Genomic DNA, 19,819 nt, shown 5'->3' on the forward strand with positions numbered 1-19,819 from the left:
TTTCTTTTAAGATTAAAAATACATCTTTAGATGGAAGATATCCTAACAGTCATCTACAATAAAAGAGTCTCTATGAAATATTTTTTATTTTTAAAAGAAATGATAATCATTATTATTCAATATAATAATTACTATTATTATAAATAATAAATTAAAATATAAATAAGAATAAACAATTTATTATTTAATAAATAGTTAAATATATTTCTTTAAAAGAAAATATACTAATAAATAAAATATATTAAAAACTTTAATATAAATAAATATATGTTCTTAGTATAATATATAAAAATATATTTATGTATTATATTTATTTGTTAATAATAATTATAATATATTTTTATGCAAACTATGTATAGATATCAAAAAATTAAAATTTTATACTAAAATTTATATGACTTTAAATTTCAATGAAATAATTATAACATTAATTAATAAAATTTTTTCTTTATTTTGATAATATAATAGAAAAAAATTCCTTTACTCATTAAGCGTATCATGTTCCGATAGAAATGATTACCTTTTTTGGGGTAATTTTTATCTTAAAACAACTAAAGGGAACTTCCCCAAAATGAACAAACAAAATTTAGAAAAAAAATCTAAGAAGAAATTGCAACGTGGACTACATAATCGTCATATACAACTTATAGCCCTTGGTGGAGCGATTGGAACAGGTCTCTTTATGGGATCGGGAAAAACAATCAGTGTAGCAGGCCCCTCAATCCTCCTCGTTTATGCAATTATTGGATGTGCTTTATACTTTGTCATGCGCGCTATGGGAGAATTGTTACTTTCTAATACACAATACCGATCTTTTATTGACTTCTCGACCGATCTTCTAGGACCATGTGCTGGTTTTTTTATCGGCTGGACATATTGGTTGTGTTGGATCGTCACTGGAACTGCTGAAATTATCGCTATTGTCACTTATGCACAGTTTTGGTGGCCTGAACTCAATCCATGGATTCCTGTTATCATTAGTCTTATGTCCTTTTTAATCCTTAACCTCGTCGCTGTAAAACTCTTTGGCGAACTTGAGTTCTGGTTTGGTTTTATCAAAATCGTAGCAATTTTAGTCTTAATTGTTGTGGGATTTTATATGATATTCACCGATTTTGTCTCTCCAAACGGTACAGTTGCTTCTCTTAGCAATATATGGAATGGTGGAAATCTTTTTCCACGAGGGATTACAGGCTTCTTTGCTGGATTTCAAATTGTTATTTTTGCTTTTGTTGGCATTGAGCTGGCAGGAACAGCGGCAGCTGAAGTAAAAGATCCTCAAAAATCCCTGCCACAAGCTGTCAATTCAATACCAGTTCGCATTATATTCTTTTATATTTTCTCTCTTCTCGTAATCATGTCTGTAACGCCTTGGGATCAAATCAATCCAGAAAAAAGCCCTTTTGTAACAATGTATGCACTTATTGGTATTCCAACTGCGGCTGGTTTGATGAACTTTGTTGTCCTCACAGCAGCCGCCTCTTCAGCAAATAGTGGAATTTTTTCTACCAGCCGGATGGTCTATGGGTTAGCAACCCAAAAAGGAGCTCCTAAATTTTTAGGAAAACTTTCTCGTAATCACGTTCCAGCCAACGCATTATTCTTTTCATGTTTATGCATCTTATTAGCTTATACGGTTGTATCGTTATCTCAAACCCTCATAGCAGCTTTTACAATTGTTACAACAATTGCCGCAACATTGTTTATATTTGTATGGTCTATCATTTTGATCAGCTATATCGTCTATCGCCGCAGTCGTCCTCTCCAGCATAGTGTCTCTCCTTATAAAATGCCAGGAGGTGTTATGATGTGTTGGATGCTTCTCGTTTTCTTTACATTCATTATTTATCTATTATCATTAGAAGAAGATACTGCCATAGCTTTAAAATACACACCAGCATGGTTTATATTTTTAGGTATTGTATATTTTCTTTTTGGAAGAAAGAATTACGCAAAAACTTAAAAAATACCCCCTAAAAAATAAAGCCCCTAAGAAATGAATCCTATGGGTAAAAAACATATAAAAAGGGTAACTCAAGTTACCCTTTTTTGATAATTGTCTATACAATTAACGTGACAAAATATCTCTGTAGATATTTCAATTACGCTCTTTATCAACCAAAGCGTTCGATTTTATCCAAGGCATCATAGAACGAAGTTTTTTACCCACCTCTTCAATAGGATGATTATCGTTTAAACGCCGCATACTTTTAAAATGAGCCGCACCAGCCTTATATTCTTGAATCCAATTCGATGTAAATTTACCCGTTTGAATATCTTTCAATATACGTTTCATTTCTGCTCTGGTTTCATCCGTAATCACACGTGGACCCGACATATATTCGCCCCATTCAGCTGTATTAGAAATCGAATAATTCATATTTGCGATACCCCCTTCATACATGAGATCAACGATCAGTTTAACTTCATGTAAACACTCGAAATAAGCCATTTCTGGTGCATAACCTGCTTGTGTTAGTGTTTCATAACCTGCCCGAATGAGTTCAACAAGACCACCACACAGAACCGCTTGTTCACCAAAAAGATCAGTTTCACACTCTTCTTTAAATGTTGTTTCAATCACCCCAGCACGTCCACCACCAAGTCCACATGCATAAGATAATGCTACACTATGAGCATGCCCTGAAGCATCTTGTGCCACCGCTATTAAACAAGGAACACCACACCCCCGTTGGTATTCATGACGAACTGTATGCCCTGGACCTTTAGGAGCAATCATCACAACATCAACGGTTTTTTTAGGTTCAATCAAGCCAAAATGAATGCTCAAACCATGAGCAAAAGCAATGGCTGCCCCATCACGTAAATGGTCATGAATATGCTCTTTATAAATATCAGCTTGCAATTCATCTGGTGTTGCCATCATGATGAGATCTGCCCATTTTGCTGCTTCAGCAACACTCACCACTTCAAAACCATCGGCCGTAGCCTTTTTAACTGTTTCCGACCCTGAGCGCAAAGCAATTTGCACGTTTTCGACACCGGAATCTTTCAAATTTAAAGCATGCGCACGCCCTTGAGAACCATAACCAACAATGGCCACTTTTTTCCCTTTAATGAGATTAATATCCGCATCACGATCATAATAAACACGCATAAAAACACTTCCTTCTTTTTCTATTTAAACTAGATTTCAGATAATTTTATGAAACTAAGAAACATTATCTTCAGTGCATCACATACTCATAAAGACAAAAAAATACCGCTTATAAAAATATTGTATAGAAAAACCTGTGGTTCCCAGACATTCCCAAAACATATACGGATCCCCAAATAAATTCCAACCGCTGTCCTACAAAAATGGTACTTACACAAAATAATATTTCTAAAGAAAATATACCTGCTAAGATTCTATTTTTCTATCGTACAACAAAACATTATATCCCAAAAATTAAGATACAACATACAATTTATACGGTTTCTAACATGAACCAAATCAATATGGATAGCAAGAAAATTTAGAAAATAACAAGTATTGTTTTAATACAATCTTCAAAAGCATATACAATAATATCTTTAGAATAATGGAGAGGACGCTTTTACTTTTTACATTCTTTAATATCCACGCCTCTCACGAAAAACAGAATGCCCCATACCGCCATTGTGTTATTTATTTACAGGAGACTCTTATAAAAAACCTTTAATGCGCTCGAGCCTTTTTCAAGAAGCCCCTATAATAGTCTAAGATTTATTGCGCACCACCCTCGTTACTTCATAAAGCGATAAGACGATATCATCGTTTTATTTTTTTTCTCTCAATGTCCAACAGCTCTTATTGCATTAAGCCTATTCATAAAAAGAAAATTTTAAAACTTCCTCATAATGGATGGCATGAATAAAAAAACATCTCATACACTCAAAAACAAAAGACAGAAAGTAACCAATAAACAGAACAACAATAGAATATTTATAATGTACGCTAATAATGCTATTTATCTAAATATATAGTATGTTTTAAGATAAATTGGCAAAGCTTTATAAAAATTTTTCTTCCAATTCTTATAGAGAGAAAAATTACGATAATAACCGGATAAAACGCTGAACAGTCTCATGCATTCCATACTCCAATGCATCAGCAATAAGCCCATGGCCAATAGAAACTTCATCAAGCCAAGGAATATTTTTGACCAGAGCAGGAAGATTCATAATTGTCAGATCATGCCCTGCATTCATACCTAACTGCAACTCTTTCGCTCTTTTTGCAGCTAAAACAAGTTTATTGAGCTCTTGATCTTGTGTTGTTTTGTCCTGAAATGCAGCACCATAAGGTCCAGTGTAAAATTCCACACGATCAGCTCCTATTGCTTTAGCAATATCAAGACCATCAATAGTAGGATTAGCAAAAAGTGATACACGAATCTTTCTTTTTTTTAAATGCTGAATAATAGGCGCTAAAAATTCTGCATTATGAGCAAAATCCCAACCATGATCAGACGTTGACTGATCTGGATCATCAGGAACAAGAGTAATCTGATCGGCATAGTTTTTAGCAATATCCAAAAATTGATCACTTGGATAACCTTCAATATTAAACTCAGCAGGAGGAAAAGTGTTCTTTATTAAACCGTATATATCCGGCAAATCCGCAAAACGAATATGCCTTTCATCAGGACGTGGATGAACCGTCAAACCCACTGCTCCAGCGGCAAGCGCTATATGCCCAATATGCTTGATACTTGGCCACGGAAGATTACGTCGATTGCGCAAAACAGCAACAGCATTAAGATTAACAGAAAGTTTTACCGCCATGCCCATTTCCATTTTCTACAGTGTATAACAAGATAGAAAAAAGGCATTTTCCATCTGAAGCTCAGATGATACATATGTTTTCCCTATCGAACAATCGTTAAATGCTCTGCTGCGCGGGTAATACCCGTATAAAGCCAGCGTGCATACATATCACGAAATGCAAAACTTTCATCAAACAAAACGACATTATTCCATTGAGAACCTTGCGCTTTATGAACCGTCAATGCATACCCATAATCAAAATCATCATATCGCTTTTTTAATTGCCATGAAATTTCCTGATCGGGTTTTTCAAACGCTGCTTTTAAAAGTTTAATCTTTGCTACCCCACGCTCACTTTCTTCTGGTTTTACAAGAAGATTAATGCTTGGTTTAACTGTCTCCTTCTGTGAAGTCATCACTTTCCATAAAGAGCCATTTAACAGACCTTTGGGAGGATCATTTCGCAAACACACAAGCTTATCTCCTGCCTGCGGATAATCTGCTGTAAATCCCTTTAATATACGTAAACGTTGATTATAAAGGTGGCGTGTACGATTAATCCCTACCAAGACCTGATCAGCATCCAAAACCAATTGTTGATTGACCTCTTTACGTGTAACAACGCGCGCTTCTCCATAGTCACCATAAGCGATATCGCGTCCTTCACGTACATCCATAGCAAGACGTATAATCGGATTATCTCGCGCTTGCCGATGAATTTCTGAGAGAAGAAAATCTGGTTCCCCATTCGAAAAAAAACCTCCACCTGATATAGGAGGCAATTGACCTGGATCACCAAGAACAAGAATTGGCGTCCGAAAGCTCATTAAATCACGTGCCAATTGTTCATCAACCATCGAACATTCATCAACAATAATGAGTTTAGCTTGTGCCGCAGCACTTCTTCGATTTAATGTAAATGTTGGAGCAATAGACTTTTTCCCCGTAATTTCATCAGAAACTTCCTCTTCTCCACGCGGACAATAAATCAATGAATGAATCGTACAAGCATTGCTTGCACCTTTAGAACGTAAAACCTGCGCCGCCTTCCCTGTAAAAGCAGCAAATTGAACAGAACCATCAACTGTTTCTGCAAAATAGCGCGCAAGCGTCGTCTTACCTGTCCCCGCATAGCCAAAAAGGCGAAAAAGAGGAGAACGCCCTTCCCTCAACCACGCGGCAACAGCCTTCAATGCATTATCCTGTTCCGACGAAAATTGCATGATTTATCAAAATAAGATTCGCATAAAAAGAGCAAGCATTAAAAATATGATCAAAAAAACTGTCGTTAAGAACTTTTCATACATAAGCTATCTAACGACTTTCGTAGCACAGTTATCAATTATTTACCTATTGCTCCTTTAAGATATTGGAACAATCTCAATTTATCTATACATCGATCTTCTTGGGAGCACCTTATATGTATCAAATATCATTTTTTACAACAATAATACCAACAGTGTAATATGCATATCTTAAATTTAAACTAATACCTCTATACGCTTTTCCTAATATACGCTTTTCCTAACCAAAATTTAGAATGAGAAAAAGAGCTTTGTAATTGCAAAACCCTCCCTAGAAAAAATGTCCTTAACAGGATAAGAATAATGTAATTTTATGGAGATACTATTTTACACAATTAATCAGCTTTCTTACATATAAAAGTAAAGTACATCCACTATGGAGAAATAATAATTAAATATATCAAAAAATTTTTGGCAGAAATAGAAATAGCTCTTAACAAAAAGACTTAATCCTATGATGACACACCTATAAAGTTCCTATCTCCCTCTTATCATGATGTTAATAAATTTACTCTTCATGCTACACATAAGTTACATTTCAACGAATAAAGAGAGACATCACGCTTATATGAAGCACGTTTTATCTCGCACAAATATATCGCTTTTTCTGTTTCGACAATAAAATCTGGTTCACAAATATGGTCTTCTTTGTAGTCTATTATAAGAAAACTGGGACATGATTTCAGTCCAGCGTAGCACTTCAGATTCGTCCTCCAGAATATGAAAAAAGCGCAATTCTCCATCTCCTGAGTCAAACTTTTTCTTTTTGCCGCAATGTGTTAAAGTTTATAAAACGAACTGATTAATACTATTCTTATTGCTAGAAATAACCATGAAATCAAGGGGGATAATTTGTTAATAGACTTAGCGTTATATCAAAATATCAGCGATGAGATTGCTTTTTTGTTGTTTTAGAAATGAAATAATGAGCTCAAATATTGATGAATGAAACGGGAGGCTTAAATTGAAAATATTAATTCCAGATGACTATCAAAAAGCCACCCTAACATTACAGTCTATTACAAAATTAATGAAATCGCATGAAGTGCTGGTTATCAATAATTTAACTACAGAATGTGATTTAGAAGATAAGCTCAAAGAGATCGATATTCTTATCCTAATCAGAAAACAGACAATAGTTGAAAAAATCTTCTCCTGAAACTGCCAAATTTAAAATTAATCTGCCAAACAGTCCCTATAGGTTCACATATTGATATAGAAGCTTGTAGAGACTTAGGAATTGAAATATTAGACGGTGGTGGAGATCCAACTTCTGCTGCTGAATTTGTGTGGTTCTTAATGATGTCTGCGCGTAGAAAACTCTGTAAATCTGTATCTGATATGAAAAAAGGGCGATAGAAAAAATAATAAGTTTGGAAAATTCAATTTATTTTGCACTGGATATTTATGACAGCGAGCCAGTATATGAGAGCAAAATATTGCAATAAGATAGAGTTCTTTGCACACCGCATCTTGGCTATGTGACTAGAGAAAGCTTTGAAAATTACATTGAAAAAGCTTGCCAAAATATAGAGTCCTTTATGAAGAGCGCTTAATGCGGGCTGAGCGAATGTTTGTAAAATTTATCTTATAGCACGACATAATAGCTTATTTCTTTAAATTAAGCATATGCCTTAACTTTCATATTAATAATAATCCGTATTGACAGACTTTTATGTCATCAGCATAAAATACCTAATTGATTGTCGCAATCATTATTAAAAAAGGCTATTTTATTAGGGTACACTTTAACTGGAGGGGGACATAGTGAGCAATAATAAATTTATAGAAAAAAATTATTATAAATGGATTATATTGCTTGTTGCCACTATCGCTCAAACATCAGCCTGCTTCTTTGTTCAAGGGATTGGTCCTTTAGCTGAATTTTTTAAGAAGGATTTCTCGCTTAATGACTCTCAGATAGGTTTATTGTCTTCAGCAGCGCAATTCCTACCGATTATTGGGTTACTTGTAGCTGGCGAATTACTAGACAAATTTAACGAGCGCTATATTGTTGGTATTGGCGCGGTTGGCGTTTCTGTCACTCTTTTGTTGGGCGCACTCGCAGATAACTATATTTCCCTTTTGGTTTGTTTGCTCATTGTAGGGGGATTTTACAGTTCTGCTCAACCCGGTGGCGCTAAATCTGTTTCTTCATGGTTTCCACAATCGCAACGTGGATTTGCAATGGGAATAAGGCAGGCAGGACTACCATTAGGTGGGGCATTAGCTGGGATAGTTCTTCCTGCTAGTGCGCTTTTCTATGGCATACAAGGTGCGTTTTTGGTCGGTGCCATAGTTTCTTTTTTAGGTGGCTGTCTATTTATTATTTTTTATCACTCACCAGCAAAAGTTATAGCTATCGTTCCAGAAAATAAGGCAAGAGTTTCGTTCTATGCAAATGTAAGATCTCGTCTTGCAATGTTGGCTGCACCGCATATGAAGAATATTATTTTTTCAGGCGTTTCACTTGTGATCGCTCAATATGTTTTAACCATTTTTATAACGATTTATTTTTATAAAGTCTATCACCTGTCTTTAGATAAAAGTGCTTATTTATTTTTTGTTTCACAGGCTTCTGGTGCCTTAGGAAGAATTATTTTAGCAGCGTGGAGTGATCATTGTAGAAAAGGACGATTTTTTCCTGTCTTGTTTTGCATGATTGCAGTCGTTTTTGGATTTTTAATATTAATTTTGGGCATGAGTGGATCCATAATTTATTTAACTATTTTATCTGCTTGGTTAGGTTTTTTTGGAATGGGATGGTATGGTCCTTGGGTTGCTTATATTGTAGACTCTTCGCCGAAAGAAAGCGTTGGCTTTTCTCTGGGTTTAGCAATGTCTGTAAATCAAATCGCAATTATGACTGCTCCACCATTATTTGGATTAATCCAAGATTTTACAGAAACTTATTTACTCACATGGCTGATTTTAATTTTAATCATTGTTTTTTCACTTTTCTTAATAAAAAGGTAGGGAAATATAATTGGGGAGGAAATTATAATGATTAATGAAAATACTTTTGAGTTGAGCAATATCGAAAGAGACAAACTTTGGGAAGCTTTAGTCCATGTTATTTATGATCTATACGGTGGTATTGAATATTCAGTTGAGCTAAAAAAATAACATTTTCGCTACAACCACATAGAATATTGACAATTCTTATGAAGTAAAAGGGGGCTATTACCCCTAATATTTAATCTTTGAGAACCTTCCAATTGATAGACAAATTAATACGTCACCTAATTCTTATAATTTAGATGTGTCTTGTAAAAGTGGCTATATTAGAGAAAATTTAATTATGATGTTTTTTTATTGATCGGAGAGCATTATTTAATGAAGTTTGAAAGCAAGCATATAGTAAATAACCAAATATCCTTTAGAGGATAATAGAAAAAGATTATACAGGATTAGGATCTGAAATTGAGTTAGATTTTCATATAGACAATGCTGCACTAAAATTTATAACGGGTTTTAATTTATCTCCTAAAGGAATACTTTTATCAGGTGTTCGCAATGATATTGATGGCCCGTTAACGAGAATATCTGATGCACGTCTAGCATTAAAACTTTTAAGTGAGGAGGATTTGAGGAGCTTAAGGGATAATTTATCTATAATGAATGTTCCCTATAGATGGAGAAAAAATTGGGTAACTTCTACAAGTAAAGTGCCCCTCGTTCAAAGAGACGGTGAATTCCCAGATATCAGCGCTGTTTTTTATCCAGGCATGTTAGAGCCACAGTCAAAAAAAGCCAAGGAAGCTTTAGATCATTTTTATGAAGCTCTTAAGGCTGTATCTTTTGGAATTGATGGACAACCAGAAAGATTATTATACATTGATAACAGAATAGCTCTACACTTTAGAGATCAATTTTTTGGATCATTTGATCATTATAAAAATCCAATGCGGTGGATTCAAAGAGTGTTTGTTTCTGCAGATTTATGGAATCATAGATATGTAGAACAAATAAAAGAAAGAGTATTTGATTTTCAATGTTAATGTCCAGATAATGATATGATGTTGAGTATTATTCTGGTTTATATATTGGCTACACATCGCATATGTATATAGATTTCTCCCGCATAATCCGATGAGGTTACGACCTGATTATAGGCTATGGTAGGCAATTGATTTTCTATGGCTGCATTTGATCTTTGTTATTTTTGCCCTTCCTTTCAAGCTGCTAGGGGGATTCCCCTATCAAGCCCTTAAAAGAGCGATTTGGAGTCATTTCATAATGCGAAGGCAAAACATAGTGACAAACTTTTCTATTGTTTTCATAAGCGCGACTGTTTGCATGGTTGCACCCTTTCAAGCACGGTGGCTTTTTTCTTGCACGATGGAATCTTTCACATATGAGACAACATAATTAAATTTATAATAGATAGTTCAATGGATTATCTAAAAAATGCAATGAAATAGCTATTAATGTGAACATAAGAATTGAAAAAAAACATCACGTACAAATAAATTCAAACATAATTGGACACACGACTTATAACATTTTTTAGATGAACAGATAATAATACACCCCATGTCTTTAAACAAAGAATGAAAATTATAAAATGAGCTCTAAGGATAATAGGAACTTTCCACAAAGAAGAGACAGAGATGAAGACTATAAAAGATTTCATCATCACCATCCTTCACCATTTTTCTAATACATTTTATACAAGAATTTTTCCCTCAGAAGAAATGGCATTTGCAATAGCTTCTTCGTTTGCCTCATCAGGTAATAGCATCTCATTATGGGCACATCCCGATGGAATCATAGGAAAACAGTTTTCCAAATGATAAACACGACAATCAAAAAGAACAGGCTTATCACAGTCAATCATCTGCTGAATTTTATCATCAAGTTCATCGGGTTTTGAACAATGAATTCCCACAGCTCCATAAGCTTGTGCCAATTTCACAAAGTCAGGCATAGATTCCGTATAAGAATGAGAAAGACGATTACCATGCAGTAATTGCTGCCACTGACGAACCATCCCCATATACTGATTATTTAAAATAAAAATTTTTACAGGTGTGTCATGCTGAATAGCAGTTGCAAGTTCTTGAATATTCATCTGAATGGAGGCATCACCAGAAATACATACAACCAGCGCATCAGGATGTGCTATTTGAACACCTATAGCCGCTGGAAGACCATACCCCATCGTTCCAAGACCACCAGAAGTCATCCAATGTTTTGGTTCATCAAAGTGATAATACTGTGCTGCCCACATCTGATGCTGTCCAACATCCGTTGTGATATAAGCACGCGCATCTTTGGTCAGTGTATAAAGCCGTTCAAGAGCATATTGTGGCATGATAACATCTTTTTTTTCCGTATAGGCCAATGAATTGCGTGATCTCCAGTGATTAATTTGTGTCCACCACGTTTTACGACTTTCTTTATTAAACTTTGATTGATGCTTATGAAAATGTTGCATTATATCTGCCAAAACATGCGCCACATCACCAATAATTGGAACTTCTGCTTTTACAATTTTATTGATGGAAGAAGGATCAATATCAATATGAATAATACGCGCATGAGGCGCAAATGCATCAAGGCGCCCCGTGATACGATCATCAAATCGTGCTCCAACAGCTAACATGACATCACAATCATGCATAGCCATATTAGCCTCATAGGTTCCATGCATTCCAAGCATTCCAAGCCAATTTTTACCAGAAGCAGGATAAGCACCAAGTCCCATAAGTGTTGAGGTAATGGGAAAATCTCCCAACTGAACCAAATTCCGTAAAAGCTGTATAGCTTCCATCCCCGATGAAATGACACCACCACCAGAATAAATAATAGGACGTTTTGCCTCAACTAAAAGAGAAACGGCAGATTCAATAGCCTTAGTATTCCCTTTCAACGATGGAAAAGCATGTAAAGACTCCTGAACTTGAGGTGCTCTATAAAATCCTGAAGCAAATTGAACATCCTTGGGAATATCAATCAAAACCGGTCCTGGACGCCCTGATTGAGCAAGAGAAAAAGCTTCATGAATAATTTCTGCAAGATCATTGACATCTTTAACCAGCCAATTACCCTTCGTACAAGGCTTTGTAATTCCAACTGTATCAGCCTCTTGAAAAGCATTTGTTCCAATCACCGTTGTTGCCACCTGCCCAGAAAAACAAACAAGAGGTATGGAATCCATGAGAGCATCTTGCAAAGGTGTTACAGCATTCGTTGCCCCTGGACCAGAAGTCACAAGCATAACTCCCACCTTCCCTGTGCTGCGTGCATAGCCTTCAGCCGCATGCCCAGCAGCTTGTTCATGGCGCACCAAAATATGCCGGAGTGTATTTTGATGATAAAGAACATCAAAAATAGGCAAAACAGCCCCACCAGGATAACCAAAAATATGTTCAACGCCTTGATCTATAAGAGCCTGAACAACTATTTCAGCTCCCGACATTATTTTTCCATCTAAACTCTCTTGCTGTTTTGGATCATTTCTCATTTTTCCCACTCACCTATTTTGATAGGACAATAAAAAAGCCCCTAAAGGAGCCCATAAAAAAAGACCCCTAAGGAGTCTATTACACAACACATATTGTATGATCACCCCCCATTATTCCAAGGCATAAAATATATAAAAAAATTCCTTATAGAAGAATTTTTAATTCCATTGATACCATTCGTCAATAAAAAATTTATTCTTCACAAATTATCTTTTGCAAATTCTTCTATAAAGCTCTAGCTTTTTCATCAAGAAGTAAGCATCCATTCTTCATCAAATTGATGACGAAACCAAGTCATTTGTCTTTTTGCATATCTCCTCGTTTGCGTTTTTACCGCTTCAAGAGCATTTTCAAAGCTTCTATATCCATCCAAATAAGCCATAAATTCAGGTATACCAATCGCTTTCATCGCTGGCAACGAAGGAGAAAGCATAAGTTTCTTCATAGCCACCACCTCTTCTAAAGCACCTCTTTCAATCATAGAGTCCAAGCGTTTATGAATGCGTTCATAAAGCAAAGCACGGGGTTGCATGAGAAGAATTTTTTCAGCACAATTGGGTGCAATGAGGGGCGTTGTTTTTTGCTTTTGCCACCAACTAAGCTTCTCACCGGTTGCATCATAAACTTCCAAAGCACGGACAATACGCTGTCCATCTTGTGAAGAAATTTTTTCAGCAACAACAGCATCAATCTGTAACAACTGGCGATAAAGACTTTCAGCCCCCTCTTTATCAAGCAGCAAACGCCATTTCTGCCGTACAACATCTGGAATATGAGGAATTTCCGAAATTCCCTCCAAAAGAGCACGAAAATAAAGTCCTGTTCCACCAACAAAAATAACTGATTTCGACGTAAAATTAACCAGCAGCTTCTCAACATCACACAACCATTGTCCTACTGAATAATTCAAATTAGGACTCACATGACCATAAAGATAATGGGGAACAATTGCGGTATCAGCCTCTTTCGGCCGTGCCGTTAAAATATTTAAAACGTCATAAACCTGCATTGAATCAGCATTAATAATGAGAGCGCTTTTTTCTTGAGCCATTTGCAAAGCAAGCTCTGACTTCCCACTTGCCGTGGGCCCTGCTATCAATGTAATTGTTCTCTGTGTCATAAATAGCAATTCCTACCAATCAGCAACTTATTGCAACAGGCATGAGTGCCCGCAAATCTCCTGTATTTTTTCCATTATTATAAAGTAAAAACTTTAAACAAAAATATGAACAAGAATTCTCCTTAAGAGCCTCCCCCTCTTATGAAAATTATAAAAAAGAAACTTCATAACGATATCAAAGGGATTTCAAAGCATTTTTCGCTATCATAATTCAATAACAAATCACAGCCGTAATAATTCTGTCCGTTAACACATTAAAACATACTCAACATACTCTTTGTCATCATTTATGAAAATAATACTGAGCTTAACCAATAAAATAGTTTTATTTTTTCCTTCAAAAACAACATGGAATTCTGATTGATAAGTAAGAAGCTCAGAATTTTTTTACGCTCTCTTTTTTAGCACTATTTTTTCATTGATCACAAAGACCGATCTCAATATACCGATAACCATTTGATTATAATGTAATTTTTCTCCAAGAGTTTTTTTTCAAACTGAAGAGAAAAAACGTCCTCGACAACACACAAAAACAAAATATAATCACAAAGTGCTGAAAATCTCACTCATATAAAACATTATTTACAATAGTTGAGCATTTTGCATGTAAGCCCCCAATATCATAAGATTTATCCATTTCGTCGCCTCTCCCATAAGGCATCATATCAATAGCGTTCACCTGTGCAATCCAAAGATATCAAAACCACCTTAAGAAAGACGATAAATATCTCTCATATAACATTAACATTTCCAAGAAAAGGCTGTTGCAATATTGAAAACTGGCAAGTGCTATTCCCAATTTGTCCTTTTATTCAGTGCAAAAATAGAGCCATCCAATGAATTTTATGTTATATAATCCATATTCTTTGTCGTGAAATGGGCTTTAGAAATAATAAATTCTTACATAACTGAGCTATCTAAATACTCATATATTAAAGCGAATAATAAAAAACAAAAAACGCATTCTTCAAATATCAATCCATTAGACATCAATCCATAGGGATCGTTACAAACCGTAACTCTCCATCAGGGCGCGCTACGATAAATAGAGCATTTTTACGTCCAGCTTCACGTAATTTATGAAGACGTTTTTTAGCTTCATCAATTGTTGTAATAGCACTCTGATTGATATCAACAATCACTTCACCAATGCGAATACGCTTTTTATCCGCTGCGCTATTTTGTGCGACAGATGTCACGACGAGTCCTCGAAGTTTATCTGAAATTGAATAACGATGACGCAAATCTTCTGTCAGTTCAGATAATGTCATGCCCATCAATTGCATTGTCACACTTTTCGGCAGATCATTATTTTTTTGATCATCAACTTCTTCTTCTGTATCTTCATTGGCATCGGTCTCAATCAAACGTCCAAGCTTAACTTTAACTTTTTTTTCTTGCCCATTCCGTAAAATAGTAACATCCACAACTCTTCCTTCTGAACTCTCCGCGACTAAACGCGGCAAATCACGTGCATGCTTAATTTTGGAATTCCCAAAGGAAAGAATAACATCTCCAGTTTGCAACTGACTATTATCGACATTATTTACTTCCGTCTGTTCTATTTTACCAGCCACCAATGCTCCTACAGCACTGTCTAGTTTTAAACTTTTTGCAATATCCTCTGTCACCGGTTGAATACGAATAGCCAACCAACCACGTCTTATTTCTCCAAAATCACGCAATTGATTAATAACAGAAAGTGCCATATCCGATGGAATAGCAAACCCTATACCGATAGATCCTCCAGAAGGGGAAACAATTGCTGTATTAATACCAATAACTTCACCATTTCTATCAAATAACGGACCACCAGAATTGCCTCGATTAATCGCTGCATCTGTTTGAATAAAATTATCATAAGGACCAGCATTAAGATCACGGTTACGTGCAGAAATAATACCAACCGTCACACTTCCACCAAAACCATAAGGATTACCAATAGCCATAACCCAGTCACCAATACGTGCTTTTTCTGAGTTGCCAAAACGCACAGCTTTTAATTTTTTAGTTCCCGCCTCCACTTGCAGCAACGCTAAATCCGTTTTGCTATCCTTGCCAAGGAGCTTTGCCTTTAGTTTTGTACCATCCGTAAAATTAACTTCAATATCATCAGCATCAACAATAACATGATAGTTTGTAACAATAATCCCTTTTTGCGCATCAATCACAAAACCAGATCCCAAAGAACGCACCTTTTGAAACTGACTATCTTTTTGGCCATCTTTGGGTGTAAAGAAATCACTAAAATATTCCTCCAACAATGAATCTTTTGGAATAACAGGCACCGAAGTATTTTCATCCTGTTCAGTTCCTTCAACAGTCTGTGCCGTAGAAATATTTACAACCGTCTCCAAAAGCTCAGCGGCTAAATCAGGAATAGAAAGCAATCCCTTGCCTGTCTCTGCCCCCCAAGACAAACCCGTTGATCCTGATAGAAATAAAACCACACAAAAAATAACTCTTGTAATAAAAGATTTCAAAAACTCACTTTTACTCACGACACTACCATCCATGACATGCCTTTAACCAAAGCCGTAAAGAGCCTTACTCAATTTATTATGCAAAATCCGTATGGCTTAGCACTCTCTTACATTCACCATAAAAACAAGCAGCTACAGAACATAGTTCTTATACGGAATAGTATCCTCAATACATCAGTTTTACTATTCTCCACCGGACTTTGAATCAGTTTTGCTCAAACTAGGACTCATTGTTGATGAAAGTTTTTTCTTTGCTTGCGGGGAATTTCGAAAATAAAAAAAGAAATCCTCATTTGGCGAAATGACCATCGGCGTTTTCTCTAAATTCTTATACTGTTCCATCGCTAACCAAAAATCATAAAAAGATGGATTAGTTTCCCGTGCATTTAACAAAATGCGAATACTTTCAGCCTGTCCTTCACCGCGAGTAATTTCAGCATCACGCTTTGCAGCTGCCACGATTTCTTCATATTCACGGTTTGCTTCTGCCACAATACGATCTCTCTCTTGTTGACCTCGGGCCCGAATATTTTCAGCAGCAGCTTCCCGTTCAGCAGCCATTTGCCGATAAACATCTTCTGAAACAGCATCGGTTAAATCGGTTTTTCGAATACGCACATCAATAATAGTAATCCCCAGCGAACCTGCATCTATAGAAAATTGCCGTTGTACCTCAGCCATCATCGCGGCTCGTTCATCTGATAAGGCTGCTTTAAATTCTCGCTTACCATAAACAGCACGTAAAGCGTCAATAAACCGTGGTGCAAGATTTTCACGTGCAGCAATCTGTGGACGCCCAGAAGCAATACGCTGTAAAAACAATTTTGGATCCGTAATACGATAAATAAAGAACGCATCTACTTCATAATAAGCACCGCCACGAACTTGCACCGATTGCGTAGGAACATCGTAACGCAACAACCGATTATCCACCACAATCATCTTATCCACAAAAGGCATTTTAAAATAAATTCCAGGATTAGATTCTACCTTAACGATTTGTCCAAAACGCTTAATGGCGACTTGTTGACGAGGATAAACGATAAAAAATGACATCCATAAAATGATAAAAAAAATCATTATGGTACTAAAAACAAACAAAAAACGAGACTGCTGCATTATTTACGTCCTCCAGAAATATGAGAATCCAAGAGCGATACAGAACGTGCTGACGATGTTTTTGTTTTTTCTGATAAATTGTTACGCAGCAATTCGTTTAGAGGAAGATAAGGCACCGCTGGAGAATTAATTTGATCGAGAACCAATTTATTGGGTGAAGAGAAGAGACGCCCCATTGTCTCCATATAAAGACGATAACGTGCAGCCTCTGGTGAAATCGCTGCCTCACGGGCTATGGCCTGAAAACGTTCAGCACGACCTGTTGCCTCTTCAACCATTTGAGCTTTTTCACCTTTCGCGATTTCCCGTGTTCGTGAAGCTTCACCATTTGCTAAACCAATCTTCGTAAAACGTACACGATTTCCTTCTTCAATCATTCGTCCCCGTTCTTGCTCTGCCTGCTGAACAGAATTAAACGCCGCAGCAACTTTGGTAGGAGGAGCAGCTTCACTGATCGATACACGGCTTATTTCAACCCCTAGTTGATATTTATCTACTGTCAACTGGGTAATTTTTCTCACATCGTTAGCAACTTCCTCTTTTTTATCGCGTAAAACATCATCAACAGGTCTTGAACCAATGACCTCTCGCATTGCACTTTCAGCAACCTGACGAACAGTTCCTTCTTGATCATTCACATTGAATAAAAATCGTCCTGGATGTGAAATGCGATAATAAACAGAAAAGTTGACATTCACAATATTTTGATCACTCGACAGCATCAAACCTTCACTTTGTTGCCTCTGTCCAGTCTGTCCACCAATTGCAATTGTTTTTTCTGTTAAGGGCACTTTCATATAAGTCTCGATTGGCCAAAAGTGAAAATGCAAACCATCACCAATAATTCCTTCCTTAGGCACACCGAAACGCAATTCTACCGCTTGCTCATTTTGTTGAACAATATAAAGTGACTGATAAAGCAAAAAACACACAGCAAGCAAAAGAAACAAAACAAAAAATCCGCCTCGACTAAATTGTTTAAACTGATCCTGCCCTTTACGCAAAATATCATCAAGATTGGGACCATTATTGCTACCATTACTGCCACCAGAACCAAAAAAATTCTTAGCTGATGTTTTTTTGTCACCACTGTTCTTGTTTTTATCGCCACTCCACGGGCCACCACCATTTTGATTTGTCCAGGGCATTATCACCTCTTTAACTGACTACCATTCATTCAAATACAACCATTCACTTAAAGCTTATAGGGTCTCTCTTATCTCAATTACGCAACCGATAACCCTTTTCCACTTCATATTAAAAAAAATTATTTCCGCTTATAAACAACAAAACGTGTCGGATGACTATCTTTATCTCCTTTTGGAATATCTTGTGTTTGCACAATAGTCCACTTTTCTTTATCAAAAATAGGAAAAAAACTATCACCTTCTATAGAAGCTAAAACTTCTGTAAGGAATATTTTATCAGCAAGACTAAATCCTTGTTGAAAAATTTCACCCCCACCAATAATAAAAATTTCCTCTACATCATTTTGAGAAGCAACGCCTTTTGCAAGAGAACAAGCCTGCGATAAAGAGTGCGCAACAACAGCCCCTTCAGCACTGAAAGTACAATCGCGTGTAATGACGATATTTGTGCGTCTTGGTAAAGGTCTTCCAATAGAATCCCAAGTTTTTCGCCCCATAATAATGGGTTTACCCAATGTCAACGCTTTAAAGCGTTGCAAATCTGTCGATAAATGCCAAGGCATTGCACCTTTACGACCAATAACACCATTCTCTGCAACAGCAGCAATTAAACAAGTGGAAATCGTCATATGGCTACCGGTGCTTTAATATGGGGATGTGCTTCATAATTAAGCAATTCAAAATCCTCAAATTTAAAAGAAAAAAGATCTGTTACCGTTGGATTTATGCGCATACCAGGCAAAGCATTTGGTATACGAGACAATTGATATTTTGCCTGTTCAAAATGATTAGAATACAGATGCGCATCCCCCAGCGTATGAATAAAATCACCAACTTTAAGGCCACTGACTTGCGCAATCATCATCGTTAACAAGGCATAGGATGCAATATTAAATGGAACGCCTAAAAAAACATCTGCCGAACGCTGGTAAAGCTGACAAGATAATTTACCCTCAGCAATGTAAAACTGAAAAAGACAATGACACGGGGGCAAAGCCATTTCCTCTATGAACGCGGAATTCCAAGCTGATACAATCAAACGACGAGAATCTGGCGTTTTCTTAATCATCGTTAAAAGATTATCGATTTGATCGATATAATGCCCATCAGGAGCAGGCCAAGAACGCCACTGATACCCATAAACAGGACCAAGATCTCCCTTTTCATCAGCCCATTCGTCCCAAATAGATACACCATGCTCTTTCAACCATGCGATATTTGTATCGCCTTTAAGAAACCACAAAAGCTCATAAATAATTGAACGTAAGTGTAATTTCTTCGTCGTCAATAACGGGAATCCCGCTTGTAAATCAAAGCGCATTTGATAACCAAAAACAGATCGCGTTCCAACACCCGTTCGATCTGTCCGATCAATACCCTGATTTAAAACATGAGATAAAAGAGCAAGATATGATTTCATGAG

The 19,819-nt window shown here is 36.3% G+C and carries 14 protein-coding genes; 4 read left to right on the top strand and 10 right to left on the bottom strand.

The window, feature by feature from the left end; all coding sequences use genetic code 11:
• Window positions 1-571 precede the first annotated feature (571 nt).
• Window positions 572-1,963: an amino acid permease gene (locus B5V81_RS03890; protein ID WP_212112203.1), complete on the top strand. Its 1,392-nt coding sequence runs from the start codon at window positions 572-574 to the stop codon at window positions 1,961-1,963.
• Between the two features lie 135 nt (window positions 1,964-2,098).
• Here the strand turns inward: B5V81_RS03890 and ilvC are convergent, their stop codons facing one another.
• From ilvC to B5V81_RS03905, 3 genes are all read right to left on the bottom strand, one after another.
• Window positions 2,099-3,118, bottom strand: coding sequence for a ketol-acid reductoisomerase (gene ilvC / locus B5V81_RS03895; RefSeq protein WP_212112204.1), 1,020 nt, complete (start codon window positions 3,116-3,118; stop codon window positions 2,099-2,101).
• 917 nt (window positions 3,119-4,035) lie between these two features.
• Window positions 4,036-4,770, bottom strand: coding sequence for a pyridoxine 5'-phosphate synthase (locus B5V81_RS03900; RefSeq protein ID WP_212112205.1), 735 nt, complete (start codon window positions 4,768-4,770; stop codon window positions 4,036-4,038).
• Window positions 4,771-4,853: 83 nt separating this feature from the next.
• Complete coding sequence (locus B5V81_RS03905; RefSeq protein ID WP_212112206.1) at window positions 4,854-5,975, bottom strand: ATP-dependent DNA helicase; 1,122 nt, start codon at window positions 5,973-5,975, stop codon at window positions 4,854-4,856.
• 1,848 nt (window positions 5,976-7,823) lie between these two features.
• On the opposite strand from B5V81_RS03905, the gene B5V81_RS03910 reads away from it, so the two are divergent.
• The 3 genes from B5V81_RS03910 to B5V81_RS08775 all read left to right on the top strand — a co-directional run bounded on the left by B5V81_RS03910 (window position 7,824) and on the right by B5V81_RS08775 (window position 10,057).
• Window positions 7,824-9,032: an MFS transporter gene (locus B5V81_RS03910; RefSeq protein WP_212112207.1), complete on the top strand. Its 1,209-nt coding sequence runs from the start codon at window positions 7,824-7,826 to the stop codon at window positions 9,030-9,032.
• 27 nt (window positions 9,033-9,059) lie between these two features.
• Window positions 9,060-9,182: a hypothetical protein gene (locus B5V81_RS09030; protein WP_280527999.1), complete on the top strand. Its 123-nt coding sequence runs from the start codon at window positions 9,060-9,062 to the stop codon at window positions 9,180-9,182.
• A 368-nt stretch (window positions 9,183-9,550) separates the two neighbouring features.
• Window positions 9,551-10,057 carry a TauD/TfdA family dioxygenase gene (locus B5V81_RS08775; RefSeq protein WP_342356081.1) on the top strand — a complete coding sequence of 169 codons (507 nt, stop codon included), beginning with the start codon at window positions 9,551-9,553 and terminating at the stop codon, window positions 10,055-10,057.
• 668 nt (window positions 10,058-10,725) lie between these two features.
• On the opposite strand, the gene B5V81_RS03920 is transcribed toward B5V81_RS08775, so the two are convergent.
• The 7 genes from B5V81_RS03920 to B5V81_RS03950 all read right to left on the bottom strand — a co-directional run bounded on the left by B5V81_RS03920 (window position 10,726) and on the right by B5V81_RS03950 (window position 19,816).
• Window positions 10,726-12,525: an acetolactate synthase 3 large subunit gene (locus B5V81_RS03920; RefSeq protein WP_212112208.1), complete on the bottom strand. Its 1,800-nt coding sequence runs from the start codon at window positions 12,523-12,525 to the stop codon at window positions 10,726-10,728.
• 248 nt (window positions 12,526-12,773) lie between these two features.
• Entirely contained in the window at window positions 12,774-13,646 is an 873-nt protein-coding gene (gene miaA / locus B5V81_RS03925; protein ID WP_212112209.1) for a tRNA (adenosine(37)-N6)-dimethylallyltransferase MiaA, read from the bottom strand.
• Window positions 13,647-14,635: 989 nt separating this feature from the next.
• A complete protein-coding gene (locus B5V81_RS03930; RefSeq protein WP_212112210.1) occupies window positions 14,636-16,162 on the bottom strand; it encodes a Do family serine endopeptidase in 1,527 nt (508 codons plus the stop codon).
• A 150-nt stretch (window positions 16,163-16,312) separates the two neighbouring features.
• Entirely contained in the window at window positions 16,313-17,248 is a 936-nt protein-coding gene (hflC, locus tag B5V81_RS03935; RefSeq protein ID WP_212112211.1) for a protease modulator HflC, read from the bottom strand.
• Window positions 17,248-18,396: an FtsH protease activity modulator HflK gene (gene hflK, locus B5V81_RS03940; RefSeq protein WP_212112212.1), complete on the bottom strand. Its 1,149-nt coding sequence runs from the start codon at window positions 18,394-18,396 to the stop codon at window positions 17,248-17,250. Before hflK ends, hflC begins: the two co-directional genes overlap by 1 nt.
• A gap of 119 nt (window positions 18,397-18,515) precedes the next feature.
• Window positions 18,516-19,025, bottom strand: coding sequence for a dihydrofolate reductase (locus B5V81_RS03945; RefSeq protein ID WP_212112213.1), 510 nt, complete (start codon window positions 19,023-19,025; stop codon window positions 18,516-18,518).
• Entirely contained in the window at window positions 19,022-19,816 is a 795-nt protein-coding gene (locus tag B5V81_RS03950) for a thymidylate synthase (protein ID WP_212112214.1), read from the bottom strand. Before B5V81_RS03950 ends, B5V81_RS03945 begins: the two co-directional genes overlap by 4 nt.
• Between the last annotated feature and the right edge of the window lie 3 nt (window positions 19,817-19,819).

Origin of the sequence: Bartonella queenslandensis, assembly GCF_018155095.1 — a bacterium.
Lineage (GTDB): Bacteria > Pseudomonadota > Alphaproteobacteria > Rhizobiales > Rhizobiaceae > Bartonella > Bartonella queenslandensis_B.